Source organism: Pseudomonas sp. NPDC088322 (genome assembly GCF_044740745.1).
In the GTDB taxonomy this organism is placed as follows: Bacteria; Pseudomonadota; Gammaproteobacteria; order Pseudomonadales; family Pseudomonadaceae; genus Aquipseudomonas; species Aquipseudomonas shirazensis.
This window is the reverse complement of the sequence record NZ_JBIURK010000008.1, coordinates 13,189-37,572: the sequence shown is the minus strand read 5'-3', so window position 1 is coordinate 37,572 and position 24,384 is coordinate 13,189. Positions and strand designations below refer to the sequence as shown.

The window sequence follows — 24,384 nt, the reverse complement described above, 5'->3', positions numbered from 1 at the left end:
AAAGTTGGCACAGCCCCTGCAATAGTCTATTCATCTGACGCCAACTGACTCGGCGCAGACCTTTCGACAACAGGAGTGACCCGTATGAAGAAGTTCGCTATTGCTGCCGCTACTGCTACCGCTCTGACTCTGACCATGGCTAACGCTGCTTTCGCTCAGCAAGCCGTTCAGGCTCCAGTTATGCTGGCTGCCAACACTGTCGACAGCGCCAAGCAAGATGGCTCCGATACCTGGATCACCACCAAGGTCAAAGCTGATCTGCTGACCGAGAAAGGCATCCCAGGCGGCGATATCAAAGTCGAAACCAATCAAGGCGTAGTTTCGCTGTCGTCCGATGTGAAAGTCACCGATTCGCAAAAAGAGCGTGCAGTAGCAATCACCAAGGCTATCAAAGGCGTTAAAGACGTCTCGGCTGCTGGCCTGAAAGCCGAATAAGGATTGCTGCGCAGGCCAGATGGATCTGGCCAACGCATAACGAAAAGCCCCGGCACATGCCGGGGCTTTTTCGTTGTTGCGCTCAGTGCAGACGCTTATTCAGCATCCAGGTGCATCGGCGTGATCACGCGCCCATCCGATTCGGCCTGGCCCAGCGTGGTATCGATGAAGTACACCCGGTCATCCGCCAACTTGCCTTTGTCGACCAGGTAATCCTTGATGTTACCGGCCCGCGCCTGGCCCAACTGGCGCAGCAGCGCAGCGCTCTCGGCCCAGGACTTGATCACCGCCTCACGCAACTTGGCGCTACGCTCTTCACGCCCCAGCTGCTGCCATTCAGCAGGCGGCTGTTGTTTCAGGCGGGTGCGGTAGATACCTTCGAGCATCGCCGGCTTGTCGTCAGCATCCACCACCAGCATCGACGCATTGGCCGGCACCTTGTCGCCGCGACGCTGCAGTATCTTGTACCAGATCGACTGATACTCACGCTCCAGGCGCTGCTCGGCGATCAACGGGCCATCGCTGGTCTGGGCGCTGGTGCCTTCGATCTCCAGGCGCAATTCAGGGCGTTCGTTGAGCGCGGTCGCCAGTTTGTCCAAGGCCGCTTGGGCATCGCCGCTGAGGTCGCTGGAGCCGGCGCTGAACGCGACCGTACCCAGGTCCTGCGAGCTGCCGCCGGAGACCAGCCCGCCAATGAACTTGAACGGCGCCTGGGCGGCACGCAGGACCAGATTGCGCAGGGTTTGCCAAACGATCGGCATGACGCTGAACTGCGGGTTGTTGAGGTCGCCGGTCACCGGCAGCTCGATCGAGATGGTGCCGTCGGTGTCCTTGAGCAGCGCCACCGCCAGGCGGATCGGCAGGTCGACGGCGTCGGGGCTGTCGACCTTCTCACCCAGTTGCAGTTGCTCGATCACCAGCTTGTTTTCTGCCTTGAGCTGGCCATTGGTGATCAGGTAGTGCACGTCCAGGTTGAGCCGGCCCTTGCGAATGCGAAAGCCGGCAAACTTGCCGGAGTAGGGCGTCAGTGTGGTCAGCTCGACGCGTTTGAAGCTGGTGGCGATGTCCAGGCTGGCCATCGGGTTGAACGGGTTGAGCGCGCCCTTGATGGTGACCGGTGCATAGCGGTCGACCTTGCCCTTGATATCGACCTTGGCCGGCGCAGGCTGGCGGTTGTCGATGGTGCCGACCTGGCCATTGAGCTGCTGCACGGCTGTGGCGAAGTTTGGCGTCAGGGTCAGGTCGGCAAAGTTGGCCGAGCCGTCGTTGATGTCGATCTTGCCGATACGAATGCCCAGTGGCTTGCTGTTGCTGGGAGTCACCGGTTTTTCTGCGGTGCTTTTGGTAGCGCCGGCTGGCTGCGGAATCAGCAGGTCATCAACGTTGGTGGTGCGGTCTTCGTTGATGATGAAACGCGCATATGGCTGCAGCAGCTTGACTTGGTCGATGGTCAGCGCATCGCCGTGCACGTATGACAACCCATTGAGGTCGAGCTGCTGCCATTTGACGAAGTCGCGGTCCTTGATCGTGTCGAGGGTATGCAACTGGTTGACGGTTGCGGTACCGGTGACGGTAAAGGCCAGCGGCGCCGTATTTTGCAGATCGACCTTGAGCTCGCTGGCGAGCATGCCGCTGCGCAGTTCAAGCTGAATGAACGGGCTGATGTAGGCCTGGGCGATGCGCAGGTCGATGTCGCGGGTGCTGACATCGAGCTTGGCGGTGACCGGGGCCAGGTTGACCTGGCCGGAGGCTTGCAGTTTGCCTTGCTTGCCGACGGCGGTATCCAGTTTGAGGGTAAACGGCGACTTGTTGAGGCTGTCATAGCCCTGCATGTCGAGGTTGAGCGGGCCGACATCCAGGGTGACCGGTTCTTTCTGGCTGCGGTCTGCCAGGTGAATCATGTAATCGCGCGCTTGAACGTCCTTGAGCAGTACTTGCCACGGCTTGCTCGGCGCGGCGGCTGCTTTTTCCTGCGCTGTCGGCTCGGCCGCGGCAGGTTCGGCTTTCTCCTGGGGGGTAGCTTTGGCTGGCTGGCTGGCGAACAGCGTCTGCCAGTCGAGCTGGCCGTCCTGTTCCAAGGCGGCCCAGGTCTCCAGCTTGCTGCTGCGGACCTTGCCTACGGTGACCAGTTGCTTGGCCAGATCGATCGAGGTTTCGCTGACTTCGAGACTGGCCAGCCGCGCCAGTTGCCTGCCGTCCGGTGCCTTGATGGCGAACGGCGCGATGCGTACCTGAGTGTTGTCGAGCAGCAGCTCGGTCTGTTTCGACAGGTTGAGCGTGTAGTGGGTATCGAGGCTGATCACGCCTTCTTCCAGCACCAGCGGCACCGCGTCACGCACGTAAGGCCAGAACGCCTTCATGTTGCCGTCGGTGATTTTCAGGGTGCCTTGCGAGCTGATCGGCGCCAGGCCGAGTGTGCCTTTCCAGTCGATCCGCCCACCGGCGGGGCCGATGGCGACCAAGGTCATGTCGGCGCTGTCGTCGGGCAGGGTGCTGAGGTTCTTTAGCTCGAAATTCATCGAGTCGTAAAGAAACTCGATCGGCTCGCTCGGGCGCAGGTCCTGGAAGTGCAGGTAGCCTTCAGTGAGCTTGATGCTGCCGATACGCAGCGGGAACGGGTCGCTGGCTGGCTCGTCTGGCTTGGCTTCGCTGGGCGGCAGTTTGAACAGCTGAGTCAGGTTGAGGCTGCCGTTTTTGCCGAAGAGGATTTCGTTGCGCGGTTTGTCCAGCTCCACTGCATCCAGGTGCAGGGCGCCGCTCCACAGGCTGTCCAGCGACAGGTTGGCGTACAAGCGCTCAAAACCCAGCTGCTCTTTGCCCGGCTCGCCGACCTGCAAACCCCACAGGGTCAGCTCTAGGCTGAACGGGTTGAATTCGATGCGTTGCAGCTGCGCCGGCACCGTCGCGTATTGGGCCAGCTGTTGATTGGCAATGCGTAGGCCAATGCCTGGAAGGATGAAGAAGCCGAGCAGGCTGTACAAGGCCACGAGGGCCAGCATGGCGCCGAGGGCGCGAGTCAATCCTTTGGGCATGTGCAGCATCGTCTGTCCGAGCGGGAGTGCTTGGAGTATGGCACGTTAAATCGGTTCCGCAGAATCAGCCGAATGACCTTATTCGATGCCCATTCGCCGCCGCGCGCGGTGCGCCGAGCTGTCGCGCATGGCCCAGCGCAGGACTGGCGCGGTGCGCTCGATACCTACCCGGATCAAGCGCCGACTCAGCGGCCCTTGCTGCAGCTCAAGCATATCCCGGCCCCAGCCTGGTAACAGTTCGATGCCCGCCCGCAGCATGAGCTTGCCCACGGGGGCTGCCAAGCGGCTTGGCGCCGGTGCCTTGAGCAGGATATCGATCACCTCCAGACTGCGCGCATCGCAGTGCAACTGCGGACGCATGCGTTGCAGGTAGGCCTCGATTTGCGCACAGGAGCGTGGCACGTCGCGCGCGCCGAGGCGCTCGGCGATCAGGGCGATTTCGTTGTAGTACGCGTCCTGATCAGCCTGCGCCAGATGCGGGTTGCGGTAACGCAGGTGAGCGGCCATGAAGCTGCTAACTTCGGCAACGTGCACCCAGGTCAGCAGGTCTGGGTCACTGGCGGCATAAGGCCGGCCATCGGCGGCGGTGCCGACGACTTTGAGGTGGATGGTGCGTACCTTGTCGATCAACCAGTTGGCGTCGCGGGTCGAGCCAAAGGTGGTGCCGGAGATGAATTGGCTGGTGCGGCGCAGGCGCCCGAGCAGGTCTTCGCGAAAGTTGGAGTGATCCCACACCCCGGCCAGGGCCAGCGGGTGCAGCAGTTGCAGCATCAAGGCACTGATACCGCCGACCAGCATGCTCGGGAAATCGCCGTGGACCTGCCAACTGACGCTGTCGGGGCCAAACAGGCCGGGGTCACCCTTGGGTGACTCCAGGTCAAGCTGGCCGAGGGCCAGGCCAGTCAGGCTCATGACCTGGGTTTCGATACGACGGCGTAAGGCTTCCATGGCGACCTGCAATGCGCGGCAGCCCGCCATGGGCTACCTCTAGCTATTGGTTGAGGCGAGTATCGATCAAGCCCTGCACGACGCTGGCATCGGCCAGGGTCGAGGTGTCACCCAGCGAGTCCAGCTCGTTGCAGGCGATCTTGCGCAGTATACGCCGCATGATCTTGCCCGAGCGGGTCTTGGGCAGGGCCGGTGCCCACTGGATCATCTCCGGTTTGGCGAAGCTGCCGATCTCCTTGCTGACCAACGCCAGCAGTTCAGCCTTGAGGGCGTCGTCTGCGCTCACGCCATTCATCGGCGTGACGAAGGCATAGATACCCTGGCCCTTGAGGTCGTGCGGATAGCCGACCACGGCCGCCTCGGCGATGCCGTCGTGCAGCACCAGCGCGCTTTCCACTTCTGCCGTACCGATCCGGTGGCCGGAGACGTTGATCACATCATCGACTCGCCCGGTGATCCAGTAGTCGCCATCGGCGTCGCGGCGGGCGCCGTCGCCGGTGAAATAGTAGCCGGCGAAGGGCTTGAAGTAGGTGTCGACCATGCGTTGCTGGTCGCCGTAGACGCTGCGGATCTGCGCCGGCCAGCTGGCTTTGATTGCCAGCAGGCCCGAACCTGGCCCGTCGATCACTGCGCCTTTGTCATCGAGTAGTACCGGTTGCACGCCAAACATCGGCTGGGTGGCGCAACCCGGTTTGATCTGCCCATTGCCCGGCAGCGGGCTGAGCATGATGCCGCCGGTTTCGGTCTGCCACCAGGTGTCGACGATCGGGCAGCGTTCTTTGCCAACCTGATGAAAGTACCACTCCCAGGCTTCCGGGTTGATCGGCTCGCCGACACTGCCGAGCAGGCGCAGGCTTTCCCGCGAGGTGTCCTGTAGGGGGCCTGGGCCTTCGCGCATCAGGGCGCGCAGGGCGGTAGGGGCGGTGTAGAAGATATTCACCTGATGCTTGTCGATGACCTGCCAGAAACGCGAGCTATCGGGGTAGTTGGGCACGCCTTCGAACATCAGCGAGATCGCCCCGTTGGCCAGCGGGCCATAGACGATATAGCTGTGGCCGGTGACCCAGCCGACATCGGCGGTGCACCAGAACACTTCGCCGTCGCGGTAATCGAATACCACCTTGAAGGTCATCGCGGCCTGCAGCAGATAGCCGCCGGTGGTGTGCAGCACGCCTTTGGGTTTGCCGGTGCTGCCGGAGGTATACAGGATGAACAGCGGGTCTTCGGCATCCATCGGCTCGGGTGGGCAGTCGTCACCGGCAAGCTCGGTGGCGGTGTGGTACCAGAGGTCGCGCTGGTTGTCCCAGGCCACTTCACCACCGGTGCGGCGCACCACGAATACGCTGCTGACGGCCGGGCAGCTGGCCAGGGCCTTGTCGACGTTCTGCTTGAGCGGTACACGTTTGCCGCCCCGCACGCCTTCATCAGCGGTAATCACCGTGCGGCAGTCGGCATCCAGGATGCGGTCGCGCAGGGCGTCGGGCGAGAAGCCACCAAATACCACCGAGTGGATCGCGCCGATGCGGCTGCAGGCAAGCATGGCGTAAGCCGCCTCAGGGATCATCGGCATGTAGATGCACACCCGATCGCCCTTGCTCACCCCGCGCGCCTTCAGTGCGTTGGCCAGGCGGCAGACCTGGCGGTGCAGCTCGCGGTAGCTGATGGCCTGCGAATCCTTGGGGTCGTCGCCTTCCCAGAGCAGCGCGGTCTGCTCACCCCGTTTGGCCAGGTGGCGGTCGATGCAGTTGTAGCTGACGTTGAGCTTGCCGCCGGCGAACCATTTGGCATCGCCGCTGGCAAGGTCGGCCTGTTGCACGCTGCTCCAGGGCTTGATCCAGTCCAGCCGCTTGGCTTGCTCGGCCCAGAAGCTGTCCGGGTCATCGATCGACTGTCGATAGAGGCGTTGATAGTCGTCGGCGCTGAGCTCGGCGGCCTGGCTGACGGCGAGGGCGGTGGGGTACTTGCTGAGATCGAACATGGCGGGTGGTCCTGCTCTTGTCGTGGCAAGGGACTGCACCTCACCGCGGCGCGCAAGGCAGGATGAAGTGCAACGGCTATTCGATGGACAGTGTAGTCGGCGCGGGTGTTCCTCCGGGGTTGCCGGCGCAATGCAAAGCGCGGGGCCAGCTTGCCCCCTGCAGTACCGCTCAATCGAACGCTACTGCAGGAGACAAGCTGGCCCCGCGCCGGGGCTTGCAGCAGGGCTTGATCAGCCGCGGTGACGACCGCGGAAGTAATTGATCAGGCCTTGGGTGGAGCCGTCTTCAGCGGCTTCTTCCTGAGCGCCGACCAGGCGTTGGTACACGCCTTTGCCGAGCTCTTTGCCCAGCTCGACGCCCCATTGGTCAAAGGCATTGATGCCCCAGATCACGCTCTGCACGAACACCTTGTGCTCATACATCGCCACCAGCGCGCCGAGGCGACGCGGGCTGATCCGCTCGACCACCAGGGTGTTGCTCGGGCGGTTGCCAGGGATGACCTTGTGCGGCGCCAGCTTGGCCACATCGGCTTCGTTCAGGCCCTTGCCACGCAGCTCGGCCTCGGCTTCTTCGCGGGTCTTGCCGAGCATCAGTGCCTGGCTCTGCGACAGGCAGTTGGCGTATAGCCACTGGTGATGGTCGGCCACCGGGTTGAAGCTCACCACCGGCACGATAAAGTCGGCCGGGATCAGTTGGGTGCCCTGGTGCAGCAACTGGTGATAGGCATGCTGGCCGTTACAGCCAACGCCGCCCCAGATCACCGGGCCGGTCGCGGTTGGCGCCGGGCTGCCATCCTGCAGCACGCTCTTGCCGTTGGACTCCATGTCCAACTGCTGCAGGTGCTTGGTGATGTTGCGCAGGTAATGGTCGTACGGCAGGATCGCGTGGCTGCGCGCATCCCAGAAGTTGCCGTACCAGACGCCAAGCAGGGCCAGCAGCACCGGCATGTTCTGCTCGAACGGCGCGGTCTGGAAGTGCTGGTCCATGGTGTAGGCGCCCGACAGCAGCTCCTTGAAGTTGGCCGTGCCGATGGCCAGCGCAATTGGCAAACCAATCGCCGACCACAGTGAGTAACGCCCGCCAACCCAGTCCCACATCGGGAAGATGTTTTCTTCGCGGATACCGAACGCGACGGCTGCGGCCTTGTTGCTCGAGACCGCGATGAAGTGACGGTACAGCTCGGCTTCGGAGCCACCCTGGGCCAGGTACCAGGTGCGGGCGGCCATGGCGTTCTTCAGGGTTTCGAGGGTGTTGAACGACTTCGACGAAACGATGAACAGGGTCGTCTCGGCCGCAAGCTTGGCCGACAGCTCGTGGAATTCGCTGCCGTCGATATTGGCCAGGTAGTGGCAGCGCACGCCGCGCTGGGCGTACGGCAGCAAGGCTTCGGAAACCAACTCAGGGCCGAGGAACGAGCCGCCGATGCCGATGTTGACCACGTCGGTGATCGGTTTTTCGCTGTAGCCGCGCCACAGCCCGTCATGAATGCGGCCGACCAGCTCGGTGATCTGGTTGAGTACCTTGTGCACTTCGGGCATCACGTTGACGCCGTTGACGCTGAGTTTGTCGCCAACCGGGCGGCGCAGGGCGGTGTGCAGTACCGGGCGGCCTTCGGAGGCGTTGATGATCTCGCCGCTGAACATCGACTTGATGGCTGCTGCCAGGTCGACGTCGGTGGCCAAGTTGACCAGCAGCTTGCGGGTCTCATCGTTGATCAGGTTTTTCGAGTAATCGAGAAACAGCCCGCAGCTGCTCAGGGAGAACTGATCGAAGCGTTGCGGGTTGGCCGCGAAGGCGTCGCGCATGCTGAAATCCTGCATGGCGTCGCGGTGTTGTTGCAGCGCCTGCCAGGCTGGCAGCGTCGTCACATCATGGGGGGTACGGTAATACGCCATTGCGAAGGGTTTCCTTGATGCATGATCTGGCCTTGGACAACTGGCAGCCGCTGGCAGTTGCAGGCAGTTGATCATTATAGGCATGGCTGGCGCGGGGGGAATGGGGTCAGGCGGGGATAATTTGGGGCCGCGTGGCGGCCCCGGGTTGCAATCAGGCGGTGGGCTCGTCCAGATGCAGGTACAAGTTGTCGATCAGGCGTGTGGTGCCCAGGTACGCTGCGGCAATTACCACCACGTCGCGGTCATCGGCCATGGCCGGGCGCAGGGTCAGTGCGTGGCGCACTTCCAGATAGTCCGGGCGAAAGCCTGCCGCCAGCAGTTGGGCCTGACCGGCCACGATCAGCTCGGCAAAGTCGCGCTGGCCATGGCGGATGGCGTCGGCCATCACGCTCAGCTCGCGGTACAGCGCCGGCGCTGCAGCGCGTTGCTCGGGCGTCAGGTAGCCGTTGCGCGAGGACAGCGCCAGGCCATCGTCGGCGCGTACGGTCGGCTCGCCGATGATCTGGATCGGCATGTTCAGGTCGCGCACCATGGCGCGGATCACCGCCAGTTGCTGGTAGTCCTTTTCGCCGAACACGGCCAAGTCGGGCTGGACCATATTGAACAGCTTGCTGACGACCGTGGCCACGCCTTCGAAATGCCCCGGGCGGCTGGCGCCACACAGGCCTTCGGACAGTTGCGGCACGCTGACCCGGGTCTGCACTGTGGTGCCGTCGGGGTACATTTCATCCACGGTCGGCGCGAACAGCAAATGACAGCCTGCCTCGAGCAGGCGCTCCTGGTCAGCGGCAAGGGTGCGCGGGTAGCTGTCGAGGTCCTCGCCGGCGCCAAACTGCAGCGGGTTGACGAAGATGCTCGCCACGACGAAGTCGGCGCGCTGGGTGGCTTTGGTCACCAGGGCGACGTGGCCGCTGTGCAGGTTGCCCATGGTCGGGACAAAGGCGATGCGCTTGCCTTCGCTGCGGGCGCGGGCCACGGCTGCGCGCAGTTCACGGACGCTCTTGACGGTATTCATGCGCTGAACCCGTGTTCTGCAGCCGGGAAGCTGACGTCTTTGACCGCCGCCACGTAAGCACTCAGGGCGCCTTGGATATCGGCCTGGCCGAGCATGAAGTTCTTGACGAACTTGGGCATGCGCCCGGTCAGCGACAGGCCGAGCATGTCGTGCAGCACCAGCACCTGGCCGTCGGTGGCGTTACCGGCACCGATGCCGATCACCGGAATGGCCACGGCCTGGGTGATCTCCGCAGCCAGCTCGCTGGGCACGCATTCGAGCAGGAGCATGGCCGCACCGGCTTGCTCCAGAGCAATCGCGTCGGCGCGCATCTGCCGCGCCTGGGCTTCCTGCCGGCCCTGCACCTTGTAACCGCCGAGCACGTTGACCGTCTGCGGGGTCAGGCCCATGTGCGCGCACACCGGCACGCCACGTTCGGCCAGCAGGCGAATGGTCTCGCTCAGCCAGGCCGCGCCTTCGAGCTTGATCATGTGCGCGCCGGCCTGCATCAGGCTGGCGCAGTTGGCGAAGGCCTGCTCAGGCGTGGCGTGGGCCATGAACGGCAGATCGGCGAGGATCAGTGCGCCGTCGTTGCCGCGTTTGACGCAGGCCGTGTGGTAGGCCATTTCTGCAGTGGTCACCGGCAGCGTGCTGTCATGCCCTTGCAGGACCATTCCCAGCGAGTCACCCACCAGCAACACGTCGACCCCGGCCTGGCTGGCAGCCTTGGCGAAGGTGGCGTCATAGCAGGTCAGCATGGCGATTTTCTCACCCTTGGCCTTGAGGCCATGCAGGGTGGTCAGGGTTACTTCAGGCATGTAGAAAGTCCTCGTTCAGGCGCTGTGCAATCGACCTGGGTACAACCTTGCGCAGGTGCGATGCGGAGCGGCACATCATCGTTCGTGATGTTCAGACCCGCCCGGGCCCAAATAGGTTAAGTGTGGCGCGTCGAGGCCACGGGATGCCTATAGTCGTGAGCGAGGGGAGGGAAGTCAATCACCCTGTTACCGCATTGTTACGGCAAGGGTGTTACTGGCGTTACCGCCGTCAAGATCGCCCGAATTACAGGCGTTCGAGGCCGCTGAACGGGCAGGCGGCGAGCATTTGCGCAAGGCTGCGACCATCGGCGAGGACGAAGTCGGCAGGCACCAGCTCAGCCAGCGGGTAGAGCACGAACGGGCGCGCGTGCATATGGTAGTGCGGCACGGTCAGGCGCGGGCTGTCGAGCACCTGTTGGCCAAACAGCAGCACATCCAGGTCGAGGGTGCGTGGGCCCCAGCGTTCCTGACGCACGCGCCCTTGATCGTTCTCGATCGCCTGCAGCGCATCAAGCAGCTGCAGCGGCTCGAGCGTGGTGTCGAGCGCGGCTACGGCATTGGTGTAGCGCGGCTGGCCGGGCAGCAGCGAGTCGCTGGCGTAGAAGCCGGAAACCGCTGCCAGGCGCGTGCCCTCGGCCTTGTCCAAGGCATCGAGGGCGCTGCGCAGTTGCTGGGCAGGTTCGGCCAGGTTGCTGCCCAGGCCGATGTACACGCGCACGCTCATGCTCAGTCGAACGCTTCGTCAGCGCTGCGCTTGCGCTTGGTACCGCTGCGCTTGCGTTTGCGTGGCGCGGCGCCGCTGCCGTCATCACGGCTACCCAGCTCGGCGATCATGGCCCGGCGTTCGCTGTCGTTGGCGTCCTGGTAGTCGGTCCACCACTGGCCCAGCTCTTCGGTTTCCTCGCCGGCGCTCTCGCGCAGCAGCAGGAAGTCGTAGCCAGCGCGGAAGCGCGGGTTGTCCAGGAGCATGTCGGCGCGTTTGCCGCTGCGCCGTGGCAGGCGCTCCTGCATGTCCCAGATCTCGCGGATCGGCAGGGTGAAACGCTTAGGGATTGCAATGCGCTGGCACTGTTCGGCGATCAGGTCGTGGGCGGCCTGGTTCATTGCCGGGATCGGCGGTACGCCTTGGCTCTGCAGGTACAGTGCACGGCCCGGTAGGGCCGGCCAGAGCATGGCCGCGAAGAGGAACGCCGGCGTTACCGGTTTGCCCTGCTTGACGCGCAGGTCGGTGTTCATCAAGGCGTTGCTGATCAGCGTGTGGGTGTAGCTTGGGCGCTCTTCCAGGGCGTGGCTGCTGCCTGGGAACAACGGTTCAAACAGATGCAGGTCAACCAGCATTTCGAAGGCGATGGCGCCGTGGCCGGAGAGGAAAAGCTTGAGGCATTCCTCGAACAGCCGTGCTGGCGGGATATCGCGCAGCATCGGTGCCAGCTCGCGGATCGGCTGCACCGTGTGCTTTTCGATGCCGAAGTTGAGCTTGGCCGCAAAGCGCACCGCGCGCAGCATGCGCACCGGGTCTTCCTGGTAACGATGGACCGGGTCGCCAATCAGGCGCAGCAGGCGGTTACGCACATCGGGCATGCCGTTGGCGTAGTCGAGGATGCGCTCGCTGACCGGGTCGTAGTACAGCGCATTGACCGTGAAGTCGCGACGCTGGGCGTCGTCTTCGAGGGTGCCGTAGACGTTGTCGCGCAGAATACGACCGCTGGCATTATGCGACGAACGGTGGCTGTCGCCCTCGTCTTCATCGCTGTGGTGGGCACGGAAAGTGGCCACTTCGATGATGTCACGGCCGAAATGCACGTGAACCAGCTTGAAGCGGCGGCCAATGATTCGCGCATTGCGAAACTCGGCACGGACCTGTTCAGGCGTGGCGCTGGTGGCGACATCGAAGTCTTTGGGCGTGATGCCCAGGAGCATGTCACGCACACAGCCGCCAACCAGGTAAGCCTGGTATCCGGCAGCCTGCAGGCGATCGACAATGCCCACCGCATGGCGGCTGAACTGGCTGCGCTGCAGCGAGTGCTGGCTCTTGTTGATCACTTCAGGCGTGGTGCGCCTGTGGTGTTGACCACTAACGGGAGGACGGAACGACTGGAACAACTTCTTCAGCATGGGATGCACTGTTTGAAGGAATGTTCGGCCAAGGGATAGAGAATGGCCGCATGATGGGCGGGGATTCTAGCATTTACTTCGGGGATGGTGTAGGCGGTATGCCACGGGTGCTTGCGCGGGAGGCGGAAACGACAAGGGGAGCCTAAGCTCCCCAAGAAGTCGTTGCGTGCTCTTATTGTTTTTCTGCTGGGCTTCTTGTTTTTGTTGAGTGCCCTGCCCACAAAGCGCGAAACTTGTGGACGACCCCCAAACCGGGGGTAAAGAGCAAACGGATTGCTTTGGCCGCTGAGGTGATGCTGATCTGTCGATCCAACCAGTGTAGGCGCTGCTTTAGTGCAGTTTTTGTTGTTCTCTGCCTGGTCGTGGGGCAAGCCCCAAACACAACTCCTCTCCAAAAGAATCAGTTAGCTGCGCCTCCGCCGTCTTGTTTTTATTGTGCGTGAGCCGTTTCGTCTTGTTCTTATTCTGAGTTGCAATGCTTGTTATTGTTCTTGTACCAAAGATATAGCAGGTGCCGTGCCAACTTTTGAAAACCCAGCAAATACGGGGGTTTTCCGGGTTTTGCTCAGGTCGAGAGCGGAGCAAATGTAGAAATTTCGTTACCGTACGCCTCGGTAGCTGTTACGGCAGGCGGGGATGGGTAACAGATTTTTGCAGGCGCGCTGGGTGTTACCTGCACAAACGCAAACGGGGCAAGCCCTCTGCCACGGTAACCCCGTGGTAGACGGCTTGCCCCGTTATTGGGCGCCGATCAGTTGTCGCTGGTGGCGTTGCTCTTGCGCCGTGGGATGCCCAGGCGCTGGCGCCGCTCCCACAGGCATTTACGGCTGACGCCAAGCTTGCGCGCCAGTTCGGTCTCGGTCATGTGGTCCTGATGCTCGAGCACGAAGTGCTGGAAGTAGTCTTCCAGCGACAGATCCTCGGTCGGCTCGTGGCTGGCGTTACCGGCACTGACGCTGCCCAGGGCGGACATGCCGTCAAGCAGGTCATCGTCGTCCAGGTCACTCAGCTCGATGTCGATGCCCAGCAGCTCGGCGGAAATTTCCGGGCTCTCGCTGAGGATCACCGAGCGCTCGACCGCGTTTTCCAACTCGCGCACGTTACCCGGCCAGCTGTAATGACGAATCGCCTGCTCGGCCTCGCTGGAGAAATGCAGGTCATCGCGACCGATGCGTGCGCTCTGGCGGGCGAGGAAGGCGCTGGCGATTTCGTTGACGTCACTGCCGCGCTCGCGCAAGGCCGGCAGCTTGAGGGCGATCACGTGCAGGCGGTAATAAAGGTCTTCGCGGAATTGGCCGACCTTGGCCAGGTTTTTCAGGTCACGGTGGGTCGCAGCGATCAGGCGCACGTCGACCTTTTGCGATTGCACCGCGCCAACCCGGCGGATCTCGCCTTCCTGCAGCACGCGCAACAGGCGCGCCTGGGCTTCGAGTGGCAGCTCGCCGATTTCATCGAGGAACAGCGTGCCGCCGTCAGCTGCTTCGACCAAACCGGCACGCCCGGCGCTGGCGCCGGTGAACGCGCCTTTTTCGTGGCCGAACAGTTCCGACTCGATCAAGGTTTCAGGGATGGCTGCGCAGTTGACCGAAATCATCGGCGCCTTGGCCCGTCGCGACAGATTGTGCAGTGCGCGTGCGACCAGTTCTTTGCCGGTACCCGACTCACCCTGGATCAACACATTGGAGTCGGTCGGTGCCACTTTGCGGATCTTGCTGTAGAGGTCCTGCATCGGCGCGCAGGTGCCAATGATGCCGATCTCGCCATTGGCGGCATTATGGCTGCCTTTGTCGGCAACAGCCGGTTTGCCGTTGCTGCGCGGCTCGAGGCTGCTGGTGGCGGCCGCCGGGGCGTTCTGGCGATCACGCAGGATGCGCGCAACTGCCTGCAGCATCTCGTCGTGGTCGAACGGCTTGGCGATGTAATCGACCGCGCCCATTTTCATCGAGTCGACCGCCGAGCGCAGGCTGGCGTAGCTGGTCATGATCAGCACCGGGATGCCCTGGCCTAGCTTGATCAGCTCGGTACCGGGGGCGCCAGGCAGGCGCAGGTCGCTGACGATCAGGTCAAATGTGGCAATGCTGAAGCGTTCCTGGGCTTCCTGCACCGAGCCCGCTTCGCTGACCTGGTACTGGTTGCGTTCAAGCAGACGACGCAAGGCCGAGCGGATGATGGTTTCGTCTTCGACGATCAGAATATGCGGCATTGATTCAATTCTCTCGACGGTCGCGAATTTCAGGGGACGTCGCTACGACATGCCGGGGCAGGGTCACGCGGATCCGGGTGCCACGCTGCCGTTCGATATCGGCGGGGCTGTCGATGGTGATTTGCCCATAATGCTCTTCCACGATGGAATAGACCAGTGCAAGCCCCAGTCCGGTTCCCTCGCCAGGGTCCTTGGTGGTGAAGAACGGTTCGAACAGGCGGTCCATGATGTTTTTCGGAATGCCGCTGCCTTCGTCCTCGACCACCAGGTCGACGGTGTGCTCGCTGACTTCACTGCGCACGCGCACGGCACTGCCGGCGGGCGAGGCATCACGGGCGTTGGACAGCAGGTTGATGAGCACCTGGGCGAGGCGCTGTGGGTCACCCTCGGCCCAGTGATCCGGGTCGCACAGGTTGAAGAACTGCACCTCGAAATTGCGCCGGTTGAGGGCCAGCAGGCCGATCGCATCCTGGGCGACCTCGGCCAGGCACACCGGCTCTTCGTTGTTCTGGTGGCTGCCGCCGGCATGGGCGAAGCTCATCAATGACTGGACGATGCGCGAGACGCGTTTGGTCTGCTCGATGATCTGGCTGGACAGCTCGGTGATCTCGCCATCGTCCTCACGCTCTTCGCGCAGGTTCTGAGCCAGGCAGGCGATGCCGGTGATCGGGTTGCCGATCTCGTGGGCGACCCCGGCGGCAAGGCGGCCAATACTGGCCAGGCGCTCGGAATGCACCAGCTTGTCTTCCAGCGCCTGGGTATCGGTGAGGTCTTCGACCAGCAGTACCAGGCCGCTGTTGCCCGGTGCCAAAGGCTCGTCGATGGCGGCTTTGTGCAGGTTGAGCCAGCGGGTCTGGCCGTCGAGGCCCAGGCGCTGCTTGTGCAGGTGCTCGTCGGGCAGGTCGATAAAGCCCTGTAGCAGCCCGCGCCAGGGCTCGGCGATGGTGACCAGGCGCGAGCCGACCACGTGCTTGGCGGCAATCCCGGTCAGCTCTTCCATGGCCTTGTTCCACATCAGGATCTCTTGGTCCTTGGCCAGCGAGCAGACCCCCATGGGCAGTTCCTGCAAGGTCTGGCGGTGGTAACGGCGCAGCGCATCGAGCTCGGCGGCCAGGCCGGTCAGGCGCGAGTGGTAATCCTCAAGACGGCTTTCGATGAAGTGGATATCTTCGGTTACGTAATTTTCGTTGCCGGATTTGTACGGCAAGAAGGTTTCGACCATGTCCTGCGCAACGCTTGGGCCCATCAGACCGGACAGGTTGGCCTCGATGCGATCGCGCAGACGGCGCAGGGCGTAAGGGCGACGTTCGTCGAACGGCAGATACAAGTCGCGCAGGGCTTGCTCGACTTCTTTTTGCGCGGCCTTGGCGCCCAGCGGTTTGGCCAGCTGGGTGGCGAACTCCTGCGGCGAAGCGGCGTGCAGTTCACGCCGCTGTGGCCGGCGCACGTTGTCGACCGCACAGGCTTCAGCGGCGCTGACTTCTTCACTGCTGGCGTTGGTGAACAGCGAGATCAGCGTGAACAGCAAGACGTTGGCGGCCAGCGACGCAATCGCCGCCATGTGCCAGCTGGTATCGTCAAGCACATAGATCATGTCCAGCAGCGGGATATAGAAGCCCTGCAGGTTGCCCAGCAGCGGCAACAGCATTGTCACCATCCACACCAGCATGCCCGCCAGCAGGCCGGCGATGAAGCCACGGCGGTTGGCGGTCGGCCAGTACAGCACCGAAAGCACGCCGGGGAGGAACTGCAAGGTGGCGACAAAGGCAACGATGCCGAGGTTGGCCAGACTCTGGTGGTTGTTCTGGGTCAGGTAGAAGACGAAGCCGGCGGTGATGATGGCGACGATCAGCGCGCGCCGGGTCCACTTCAGCCAGCGATAGATATTGCCTTCGGCTGGTGGCTGATACAGCGGTAGCACCAGGTGGTTGAGGGCCATGCCCGACAGCGCCAGGGTGGTGACGATGATCAGCCCGCTGGAAGCCGACAAACCGCCGACGTAAGCCAGCAGTGCCAGTGCTTCATTATTGGCGGCAATGCCCAGGCCGAGGGTGAAATACTCGGGGTTGGTGCTCGCGCCCAGCCGCAGCCCTGCCCACAGGATCAGCGGCACGGCCAGGCTCATCAGCAGCAGGAACAACGGCAGGCCCCAGCTGGCGCTGACCAGTGCGCGCGGGCTGAGGTTTTCGGTAAAGGCCATGTGGTACATGTGCGGCATGACGATCGCCGAGGCGAAGAACACCAGCAGCAACGTGCGCCATGGGCCCTCCTGCAGTGGCGTGTGCAGCGCGGCGAGGGCGGTCTGGTTTTGCAGCAGCCACACTTCCAGGCCGTGTGGGCCGCCGAACACACCATACAGCGCATACAGGCCGACCCCGCCGAGGGCGATCAGCTTGATCACCGACTCGAAGGCGATGGCGAACACCAGCCCTTCGTGTTTCTCGCGGGTGGCGATATGGCGCGAGCCGAAGAAGATGGTGAACAGGGTGATCAGCGCACAAAAGGCGAACGCGACCCGGGCCTTGACCGGCTCGCCGGTGAGGATATTGATCGAGTCGGCCACCGCCTGGATCTGCAGGGCCAGCAGCGGCAGCACGCCAATCAACATGAAGATGGTGGTCAGCGCGCCGGCCCAGGTGCTGCGAAAGCGAAACGCGAGCAGGTCGGCCAGGGATGACAACTGGTAGGTGCGGGTGATCTTCAGGATCGGATAGAGCAGCACCGGCGCCAGCAGAAACGCCCCCGACACGCCCAGGTAACAGGCAAGAAAGCCATAGCCATACTGATAGGCCAGGCCGACCGAGCCGTAGAAGGCCCAGGCGCTGGCGTAGACGCCGAGCGACAAGGTATAGGTCAGCGGGTGACGGATGACCGAACGCGGGATCAGCCCGCGCTCGCTGATCCAGGCGACGCCGAACAGTACCAGCAGGTACCCGGCGCTGATGAGGATCATCTGGGTCAGGCTAAAGCTCATCGGCATCTCGTTGGCTCTGCAGGATGAAGGTGACGACGATCAGGATCAGCCACAGCAGGTACGGGCGGTACCAGGCGCCGGTGGGCTCGATCCACCAGTCCATGATGGCCGGCGAGAACAGGTAGATCCCGACCACCAGCAGCAGGACCAAGCGATAGATGTACATGCGGGCCTCGATGAGTGGGCGCTGCGGATTTGCACTTATTATTGGCGCAAATCGGCGCCAACGGCCGGGCCGATGCTAGCGGGATTCTACGGCTGTGGGCAAGAAATTGAATTTGCTCGATTTTTACCGCGCGCCAAGGGCTGCAGCGAGCCCACGGCGCGGGACCGGCAACTAGCGCAGATCAGCCTCGGCCAGGGTCAGCTGGCGGGCGATGGCCTCAGGGCGCCAACGCTGGCGCGCGATCTCCAGCACCTCAGCCGGGCTGGCCTGCTCAAGCGCAGGCTCGGTCGCTTGGCCCAGTGCACGCAGCGCGCGCAGCAGGAGAGGGGTGGCCTGCTCAGGTGCCAGCGGTGGCGAGCGGTACGATTTACCCAACTTGTGCCCGTCGGGCTGGATCAGCAACGGGATGTGCAGGTAGCGCGGCTGGGAAAACCCCAGCAGTTCTTGCAGGTACAGCTGACGCGGGGTGTTGTCGAGCAAATCGGCGCCTCGCACGATGTCGGTAACGCCTTGCCAGGCATCGTCCAACACCACCGCCAGCTGGTAGGCGTACAAACCATCGCGGCGTTGGATGATGAAGTCGCCGACTTCGCGGCCCAGGTGCTGGGCGAACGGCCCTTGCACACGGTCATCGAAGCGATAGCTCAGCTCCGGCACGCGCAAGCGGATCGCCGCGCCCTCGCGGGCGTGACCGGCGTTGCGACAAGTGCCAGGGTAGATGCCGTTGCTGCCCTCCAGTTGCTTGCGCGAGCAGGTGCAGGCGTAAGCCAGCCCCTGACGGAACAGGTGCTCGACCACGTCGGCATAGGCAGCATGGCGCTGGCTCTGGTACACCACCTGGCCGTCCCAGTGCAGGCCGTAGCCTTCGAGGGTGCGCAGGATCGCATCGCGGGCGCCGGGCATCTCGCGCGGCGGGTCGGTGTCTTCCATGCGCAGCAGCCAGCGGCCATTGACGGCGCGGGCGTCCAGCCACGAGGCCAGGGCGGCCACCAGCGAGCCGAAGTGCAGGAAACCACTGGGGGTAGGGGCGAAGCGCCCGACGTAGGGGGAGGCAGTCATGGTTTACGTCATCTTCACAATGAAAAACGGGGCGCCTGAGCGCCCCGTTCGATGAAAAGCACGATCAGGCTTTGCCGACCTGCTTTTCTTTCTTCTCTGCCACTTCCTTGCAATCGAAGCACAGGTCAGCGGTAGGGCGAGCTTCCAGACGGCGCAGGCCGATCTCGATGCCACAGGCTTCGCACCAGCCGTATTCCTCGTCGACAATCAATTGCAGGGTCTTGTCGATCTTCTTGATCAGCTTGCGCTCGCGATCGCGGGCGCGCAGTTCAAGGGCGAACTCTTCCTCTTGCGAGGCACGGTCCGCTGGGTCGGCAAAGTTGGCCGCCTCTTCTTTCATATGGTCAACGGTCTTGTCGACGCCGATCATCAACTCTTGCTTCCAAGCACTCAGGATCTTGGTGAAGTGCTTGCGCATGGGTTCACCCATGTACTCTTCACCCTTGCTCTCCTGATAGGGCTCAACCCCATAAAGGTTCTGACTGGCTTTTTGCTTTTCTAGGGTGGACATGAATAGACCGCCTCTCACTCATCTGATCCAATGCGCAGGATGCTCCATCTCCGGCGACCGCCGGCCCTGCGACTGCGAGCCGCCGAACTTACCAGATAGATCGGGGGTGCGCTACCCCGGCCGATCTCACTGTTGACAGCGGCCCGCGCTACGCGTTCAGTGGCATGTTGACGCTTGATTCACCAGTCTAGATGCATTTCATAGAAGGCCCACAATGGCTCAGTCCTACAGCGCGCGCAGCCGCGCCATCGAACCTTTCCATGTCATGGCCCTGTTGGCCCGCGCCAACGAGCTGCAGGCCGCCGGCCATGACGTGATCCATCTGGAAATCGGCGAGCCGGATTTCACCACCGCCGCGCCGATCGTGGCTGCCGGCCAGGCTGCGCTGGCGGCGGGGCATACCCGTTACACCGCCGCGCGCGGGCTACCCGCACTGCGCGAAGCGATCTCTGCCTTTTATGGCAAGCGCTACGGGCTGGACATCGACCCGCAGCGCATCCTGATCACGCCAGGCGGCTCGGGCGCGTTGCTGTTGGCCAGCAGCTTGCTGGTCGACCCCGGCAAACACTGGCTGCTGGCAGACCCGGGCTACCCGTGCAATCGGCATTTCCTGCGGCTGGTCGAGGGCGCGGCGCAGTTGGTGCCGGTCGGGCCAGAGGTCAATTACCAGCTGACCGCCGAGTTGGTCGCGCAGCACTGGAACCAGGACAGCGTCGGTGCGCTGGTGGCCTCGCCGGCCAACCCCACCGGTACCGTGCTCGACCGCGATGAACTGGCCGGCCTGGCGCAAGCGATACGCGCCCGTGATGGCCATCTGGTGGTGGACGAGATCTATCACGGCCTGACCTACGGTATGGATGCGCCGAGTGTGCTCGAAGTGGCCGATGACGCCTTTGTGCTGAACAGTTTTTCCAAATATTTCGGCATGACCGGCTGGCGCCTGGGCTGGCTGGTCGCGCCGCCGCAGGCGGTGGCCGATCTGGAGAAGCTTGCGCAAAACCTCTACATCAGCGCCCCAAGCATGGCCCAGCACGCCGCGCTGGCCTGTTTCGAGGATGACACCCTGGCCATTCTCGAACAGCGCCGTGGCGAATTTGCCAAGCGCCGCGACTATTTGCTGCCGGCGTTGCGCAACCTTGGCTTCTGCATTGCCGTCGAGCCGCAAGGCGCCTTCTATCTATATGCCGACATCAGCAAGTTCGGTGGCGACGCCTTCGCCTTCTGCCGGCACTTCCTCGAAACCGAACATCTGGCGTTTACTCCGGGCCTGGACTTCGGCCGCCATCAGGCTGGGCACCATGTGCGCTTCGCCTATACCCAGAGCTTGCCGCGGCTGGAACAGGCGGTTGAGCGGTTGGCCCGCGGCCTGCGTAGTTGGCAAGGCTGATGGCGCAGTTTCCTCAACTGGAACAGGGCCGCCTGCTGCGCCGCTACAAGCGCTTTCTGGCCGATATCGAACTGGCCAACGGCGAGCAGCTGACCATTCACTGCCCCAATACCGGTTCGATGCTCAACTGCATGCGCGAAGGCGGGCAGGTCTGGTTCAGTCGCTCCAACGACCCCAAGCGCAAGCTGCCCGGCACCTGGGAAATCAGCGAGACGCCACAGGGCCGGCTGGCCTGTATCAATACCGGGCGGGCTAACGCACTGGTTGAAGAGGCTTTGCACGCCGGGGTGATCAGCGAGCTGGCCGGGTTTACCGCACTCAAGCGCGAGGTGGCCTATGGCAGCGAGCGCAGCCGGATTGATTTTCGTCTGGAGTTTGCCAGTGGGCCTGCCTATGTCGAGGTCAAGAGTGTCACCCTCGGCTACCCGGACAGCGCAGTGGCGGCGTTTCCCGATGCCGTCACTCAGCGCGGTGCCAAGCATCTGCGCGAGCTGGCGGCACTGGCCCGCCAGGGGATTCGTGCGGTGCAGCTGTATTGCGTCAATCTCAGCGGGATCGAAGCGGTGCGGCCTGCCGAAGAAATCGATGCCGCCTACGCCACGGCGCTGCGCGCAGCTGTTGCCGAAGGCGTCGAGGTGATCGCCTACGGCACCTGCCTGGATGCCCAGCAGATTCGCATCGACCGCCCGCTGCCGGTGTTGCTCACGCGCTGAGCCAGATGCCCTGGCTGTCTTCATGGCAGGCCAGGGCGTGCAACTGCTCGCCCTCGCACGGGCCGGCCACGCACTCGCCACTCTCGATCAGAAACAGCGCCCCATGCTGGGCGCAGTGGATCAGGCTGGCACTGGCATCCAGAAACGTGTCGTCTGCCCAGTTCAACGGGATGCCCTTGTGCGGGCAGCGGTTGCGATAGACAAACACCTGGCCGTGGCGACGCACGGCAAACAGCGCCTGGCCTGCTACGTTGAATGCACGGCTGTGGCCTTCAGCAAGTTGCTCGGAAGCACATAGAAGCTGCATCGCGGGAAATCGTCCTGCGGTAAAAGGTTGGCACAAGGCAGCGCTTGACGCTCAATGAGAATAATTATCAAACTGTGCGCTGTTGCGTTGGCCGACTATGGTGCGCAGTTCTGTCGTGTGCCACAAGGCGCGCGGCCTGTCTTCTGTAAAGGAATCCGCTTATGCGCCGTCCTGCTGCTCTGCTTGCCCTGTGCGCTGCACTTGTTATGTCCACTCAGACGGCGGCTGCCGAACTACCGCAGCGCTGGGTCAGTGCCGGCGGTGCCTTGAGTGAGTGGATCAGCGCGCTGGGTGGTGAGCAGCGGCTGGTCGGCGTCGATACCACCAGTCAGCACCCCGAGGCACTGACTGCGCTGCCGAGCATCGGCTATCAGCGCCAATTGTCGGCCGAGGGCATCCTCAGCCTGCGTCCTGATCTGCTGGTCGGCACCGACGAAATGGGCCCGCCGCCGGTGCTGGCGCAGATTCGCCAGGCCGGGGTGCGGGTCGAGGTGTTCTCGAGCAAGCCTGAGCTGGCGGCGCTGGATGCCAACCTTGAGAAACTGGGCCGTCTGCTTGGCGAGGACGGCCGCGCCGGGCTGCTCGCTGGACAGTTCCATCATGAGCTGGACGCCGTACAGACCAAGGTCAAAAAGGCGCAGGCTGCGCAGAAAGCGCCCGGTGTGTTGCTGCTGGTCGGCCATGCCGGTGCCAAGCCATTGATCGCCGGCGCGGCTACGGCAGGGGACTGGCTGCTGGGCCAGGCCGGCGGGCGTAACCTGGCCGAGCATCAGGGCTACAAGAACTTCTCGGTCGAAGCACTGGCAGCGCTCGACCCCGACGTGGTGGTGATTGCCGACCGCAGCTTGAGTGGGGAGCAGGCGGTGCAAGCGCTGCTCAAGGAAAATCCAGGCCTGGCCAGCTCGCGCGCGGTGCGCGAGAAGCGCCTGGTGTCGCTGGACCCAACCCTGTTGGTGGGCGGCCTCGGCCCGCGTCTGCCGGCGACTCTGCAGCAGCTGGCGGGTGAGTTCTATCCACAGGCCAAGGCCAGCTTCGCCCCATGAAACAGAGGGTTCAGCCGCGCACCTTGTTCATCGGCCTGAGCCTGCTCTGCCTGCTCGCAGTATGGCTGTCGCTGGCGCTGGGGCCGGTCAGCCTGCCATTGCTGGATACCCTGCGCGCCGGCTTGCGCCTGCTCGGCGTGCCGATTGCCGCTGATGGGCTGGAGCAGGCCGAGCTGATCCTGGGGCAGATCCGCCTGCCGCGGACCTTGCTCGGGCTGGCGGTGGGCGCCGTGCTGGCGTTGTCCGGAGTGGCCATGCAAGGCCTGTTTCGCAACCCGCTGGCGGACCCAGGGCTGGTCGGCGTGGCTAGCGGTGCTGCGCTCGGCGCCGCTATTGCGATTGTCGGCGGCAGTTGGCTGGGCGGTATCCCGGAGTGGTTTGCGCCGTATCTGCTGTCGGTATGTGCCTTTGCCGGTGGCCTTGGAGTCACCGCGCTGGTCTACCGGCTGGGCCGGCGTGACGGTCAAACCAATGTCGCCACGATGCTGCTGGCCGGTATCGCGCTGACTGCCCTGGCCGGCTCGGCAGTGGGCTTGTTCACCTATCTGGCCGATGACGCCACCCTGCGCACCTTGACCTTCTGGAACCTGGGCAGCATTAACGGCGCTAGCTATGCCCGGCTGTGGCCGTTGCTGGTGGTGACCCTCGCCGTGGCGCTGTGGCTGCCCAGGCGGGCGCAGGCACTCAATGCCTTGCTGTTGGGCGAGTCGGAGGCGCGGCATCTGGGCGTCGAGGTCGAGTCACTGAAGCGCGAGCTGGTGTTCTGCACCGCCTTGGGCGTAGGCGCAGCAGTGGCCGCCGCCGGCCTGATCGGTTTTATCGGGCTGGTGGTGCCGCACTTGGTGCGGCTGCTGGCCGGGCCTGATCACCGGGTGCTGCTGCCAGCCTCATTGCTTGCCGGCGGCTCGCTGCTACTGTTCGCTGACCTGGTCGCACGGCTGGCGCTGGCGCCCGCCGAATTGCCGATCGGCATCGTTACTGCGTTCATTGGGGCGCCGTTCTTTTTGCTGTTGCTGCTCAAGGGGCGCCACTGATGCTCGAAGCCAAAGGCCTGCACTTGCAGCGTGGTAGCACCGAAGTGCTGCACGATATAAGCCTGAGCGTGAAGCCTGGGCAGATCCTTGGTGTGCTGGGCCCCAATGGCGCTGGCAAGAGCAGCCTGCTCGGCGCGCTGTGTGGTGAACTGATCCCCAGCCAGGGCCAGGTGCGCCTTGGCGGGCGGGGCCTGGCCGAATGGGCCGGGCAGGCGCGGGCACGGCAATTGGCGGTGCTGCCGCAGGTGTCCAGCCTTGGCTTTGCCTTTCGCGTTGAAGAAGTGGTCGGTCTTGGCCGCTTGCCCCATGCCAGCGGCCAGCAGCGTGACCGCGAGATCATCGAAGCTGCGCTGCACGCCGCAGATGCCCAGCACCTGCTTGCGCGCAGTTACCTGGCGTTGTCGGGCGGTGAGCGCCAGCGTGTGCATCTGGCGCGGGTGCTGGCGCAATTATGGCCAGGCGAGGCGGGCGCTACGCTGCTGCTCGATGAACCCACCTCGATGCTCGACCCGCTGCACCAGCACACCACCTTACAGGCCGTGCGCAGCTTTGCCGACCGCGGCGCGGCGGTACTGGTAATCCTGCATGACCTGAACCTGGCCGCGCGCTACTGTGACCAGCTGATGCTGCTCGAGCAAGGCCGTTGCCACGCCCTGGCCAGCCCGCGCGAGGTCCTGACGCCAGAGGCGCTGAAGGCTGTGTTCGGCATCGATGTGCTGGTGCAGGATCATCCTGAACGCGGCCACCCGCTGATCATCATGCGCTAAGGAG

General features: G+C 63.5%; 20 protein-coding genes. 6 read left to right on the top strand and 14 right to left on the bottom strand.

The window, feature by feature from the left end:
• The first annotated feature begins 84 nt into the window (after positions 1-84).
• Positions 85-435: a BON domain-containing protein gene (locus ACIOAU_RS20195; RefSeq protein ID WP_101322150.1), complete on the top strand. Its 351-nt coding sequence runs from the start codon at positions 85-87 to the stop codon at positions 433-435.
• 95 nt (positions 436-530) lie between these two features.
• On the opposite strand, the gene ACIOAU_RS20190 is transcribed toward ACIOAU_RS20195, so the two are convergent.
• The 13 genes from ACIOAU_RS20190 to dksA form a co-directional block, all read right to left on the bottom strand.
• A complete protein-coding gene (locus ACIOAU_RS20190; protein ID WP_401184204.1) occupies positions 531-3,467 on the bottom strand; it encodes a DUF748 domain-containing protein in 2,937 nt (978 codons plus the stop codon).
• 78 nt (positions 3,468-3,545) lie between these two features.
• The gene (locus ACIOAU_RS20185) at positions 3,546-4,415 is read right to left on the bottom strand and encodes an oxygenase MpaB family protein (RefSeq protein WP_401184501.1); all 870 of its coding nucleotides are present in this window, start codon (positions 4,413-4,415) and stop codon (positions 3,546-3,548) included.
• A gap of 43 nt (positions 4,416-4,458) precedes the next feature.
• Positions 4,459-6,393: an acetate--CoA ligase gene (gene acs / locus ACIOAU_RS20180; RefSeq protein WP_150572256.1), complete on the bottom strand. Its 1,935-nt coding sequence runs from the start codon at positions 6,391-6,393 to the stop codon at positions 4,459-4,461.
• A 231-nt stretch (positions 6,394-6,624) separates the two neighbouring features.
• Positions 6,625-8,289 (bottom strand): glucose-6-phosphate isomerase, encoded by a 1,665-nt coding sequence (gene pgi, locus ACIOAU_RS20175; RefSeq protein WP_150571325.1) that lies wholly within the window; start codon positions 8,287-8,289, stop codon positions 6,625-6,627.
• Positions 8,290-8,440: 151 nt separating this feature from the next.
• Entirely contained in the window at positions 8,441-9,304 is an 864-nt protein-coding gene (panC, locus tag ACIOAU_RS20170) for a pantoate--beta-alanine ligase (protein WP_101322147.1), read from the bottom strand.
• Positions 9,301-10,101: a 3-methyl-2-oxobutanoate hydroxymethyltransferase gene (panB, locus tag ACIOAU_RS20165; RefSeq protein ID WP_101322146.1), complete on the bottom strand. Its 801-nt coding sequence runs from the start codon at positions 10,099-10,101 to the stop codon at positions 9,301-9,303. Before panB ends, panC begins: the two co-directional genes overlap by 4 nt.
• 244 nt (positions 10,102-10,345) lie before the next feature.
• A complete protein-coding gene (gene folK / locus ACIOAU_RS20160; RefSeq protein WP_401184199.1) occupies positions 10,346-10,825 on the bottom strand; it encodes a 2-amino-4-hydroxy-6-hydroxymethyldihydropteridine diphosphokinase in 480 nt (159 codons plus the stop codon).
• A 2-nt stretch (positions 10,826-10,827) separates the two neighbouring features.
• Positions 10,828-12,216 (bottom strand): polynucleotide adenylyltransferase PcnB, encoded by a 1,389-nt coding sequence (locus ACIOAU_RS20155; RefSeq protein ID WP_103438595.1) that lies wholly within the window; start codon positions 12,214-12,216, stop codon positions 10,828-10,830.
• A 751-nt stretch (positions 12,217-12,967) separates the two neighbouring features.
• Positions 12,968-14,419 (bottom strand): sigma-54 dependent transcriptional regulator, encoded by a 1,452-nt coding sequence (locus ACIOAU_RS20150; protein WP_101322142.1) that lies wholly within the window; start codon positions 14,417-14,419, stop codon positions 12,968-12,970.
• Between the two features lie 4 nt (positions 14,420-14,423).
• Positions 14,424-17,399, bottom strand: coding sequence for a sensor histidine kinase (locus tag ACIOAU_RS20145; RefSeq protein ID WP_178080795.1), 2,976 nt, complete (start codon positions 17,397-17,399; stop codon positions 14,424-14,426).
• Positions 17,383-17,559: a hypothetical protein gene (locus ACIOAU_RS20140; RefSeq protein WP_003250005.1), complete on the bottom strand. Its 177-nt coding sequence runs from the start codon at positions 17,557-17,559 to the stop codon at positions 17,383-17,385. The genes ACIOAU_RS20145 and ACIOAU_RS20140 overlap by 17 nt, the downstream gene beginning before the upstream one ends.
• A gap of 171 nt (positions 17,560-17,730) precedes the next feature.
• On the bottom strand, positions 17,731-18,618 hold the full coding sequence (gene gluQRS, locus ACIOAU_RS20135) for a tRNA glutamyl-Q(34) synthetase GluQRS (RefSeq protein ID WP_150571327.1): 888 nt from the start codon (positions 18,616-18,618) through the stop codon (positions 17,731-17,733).
• 64 nt (positions 18,619-18,682) lie between these two features.
• Positions 18,683-19,129: an RNA polymerase-binding protein DksA gene (gene dksA / locus ACIOAU_RS20130; RefSeq protein ID WP_101322139.1), complete on the bottom strand. Its 447-nt coding sequence runs from the start codon at positions 19,127-19,129 to the stop codon at positions 18,683-18,685.
• Between the two features lie 214 nt (positions 19,130-19,343).
• On the opposite strand from dksA, the gene ACIOAU_RS20125 reads away from it, so the two are divergent.
• A complete protein-coding gene (locus ACIOAU_RS20125; RefSeq protein ID WP_401184194.1) occupies positions 19,344-20,516 on the top strand; it encodes a pyridoxal phosphate-dependent aminotransferase in 1,173 nt (390 codons plus the stop codon).
• Positions 20,516-21,229 carry a DNA/RNA nuclease SfsA gene (gene sfsA / locus ACIOAU_RS20120; protein ID WP_181108643.1) on the top strand — a complete coding sequence of 238 codons (714 nt, stop codon included), beginning with the start codon at positions 20,516-20,518 and terminating at the stop codon, positions 21,227-21,229. The genes ACIOAU_RS20125 and sfsA overlap by 1 nt, the downstream gene beginning before the upstream one ends.
• Here the strand turns inward: sfsA and ACIOAU_RS20115 are convergent.
• On the bottom strand, positions 21,219-21,536 hold the full coding sequence (locus ACIOAU_RS20115; RefSeq protein ID WP_150571330.1) for a Rieske 2Fe-2S domain-containing protein: 318 nt from the start codon (positions 21,534-21,536) through the stop codon (positions 21,219-21,221). The two genes, sfsA and ACIOAU_RS20115, sit on opposite strands and share 11 nt — an antisense overlap.
• Before the next feature lie 161 nt (positions 21,537-21,697).
• On the opposite strand from ACIOAU_RS20115, the gene ACIOAU_RS20110 reads away from it, so the two are divergent.
• From ACIOAU_RS20110 to ACIOAU_RS20100, 3 genes are read left to right on the top strand one after another with little or no spacing between them, the layout of a single operon-like run.
• Positions 21,698-22,579, top strand: coding sequence for a hemin ABC transporter substrate-binding protein (locus ACIOAU_RS20110; protein ID WP_401184190.1), 882 nt, complete (start codon positions 21,698-21,700; stop codon positions 22,577-22,579).
• Between the two features lie 50 nt (positions 22,580-22,629).
• Positions 22,630-23,613, top strand: coding sequence for a FecCD family ABC transporter permease (locus tag ACIOAU_RS20105; RefSeq protein WP_401184498.1), 984 nt, complete (start codon positions 22,630-22,632; stop codon positions 23,611-23,613).
• Positions 23,613-24,380 (top strand): heme ABC transporter ATP-binding protein, encoded by a 768-nt coding sequence (locus ACIOAU_RS20100; protein WP_220632548.1) that lies wholly within the window; start codon positions 23,613-23,615, stop codon positions 24,378-24,380. The genes ACIOAU_RS20105 and ACIOAU_RS20100 overlap by 1 nt, the downstream gene beginning before the upstream one ends.
• Positions 24,381-24,384: the final 4 nt, after the last annotated feature.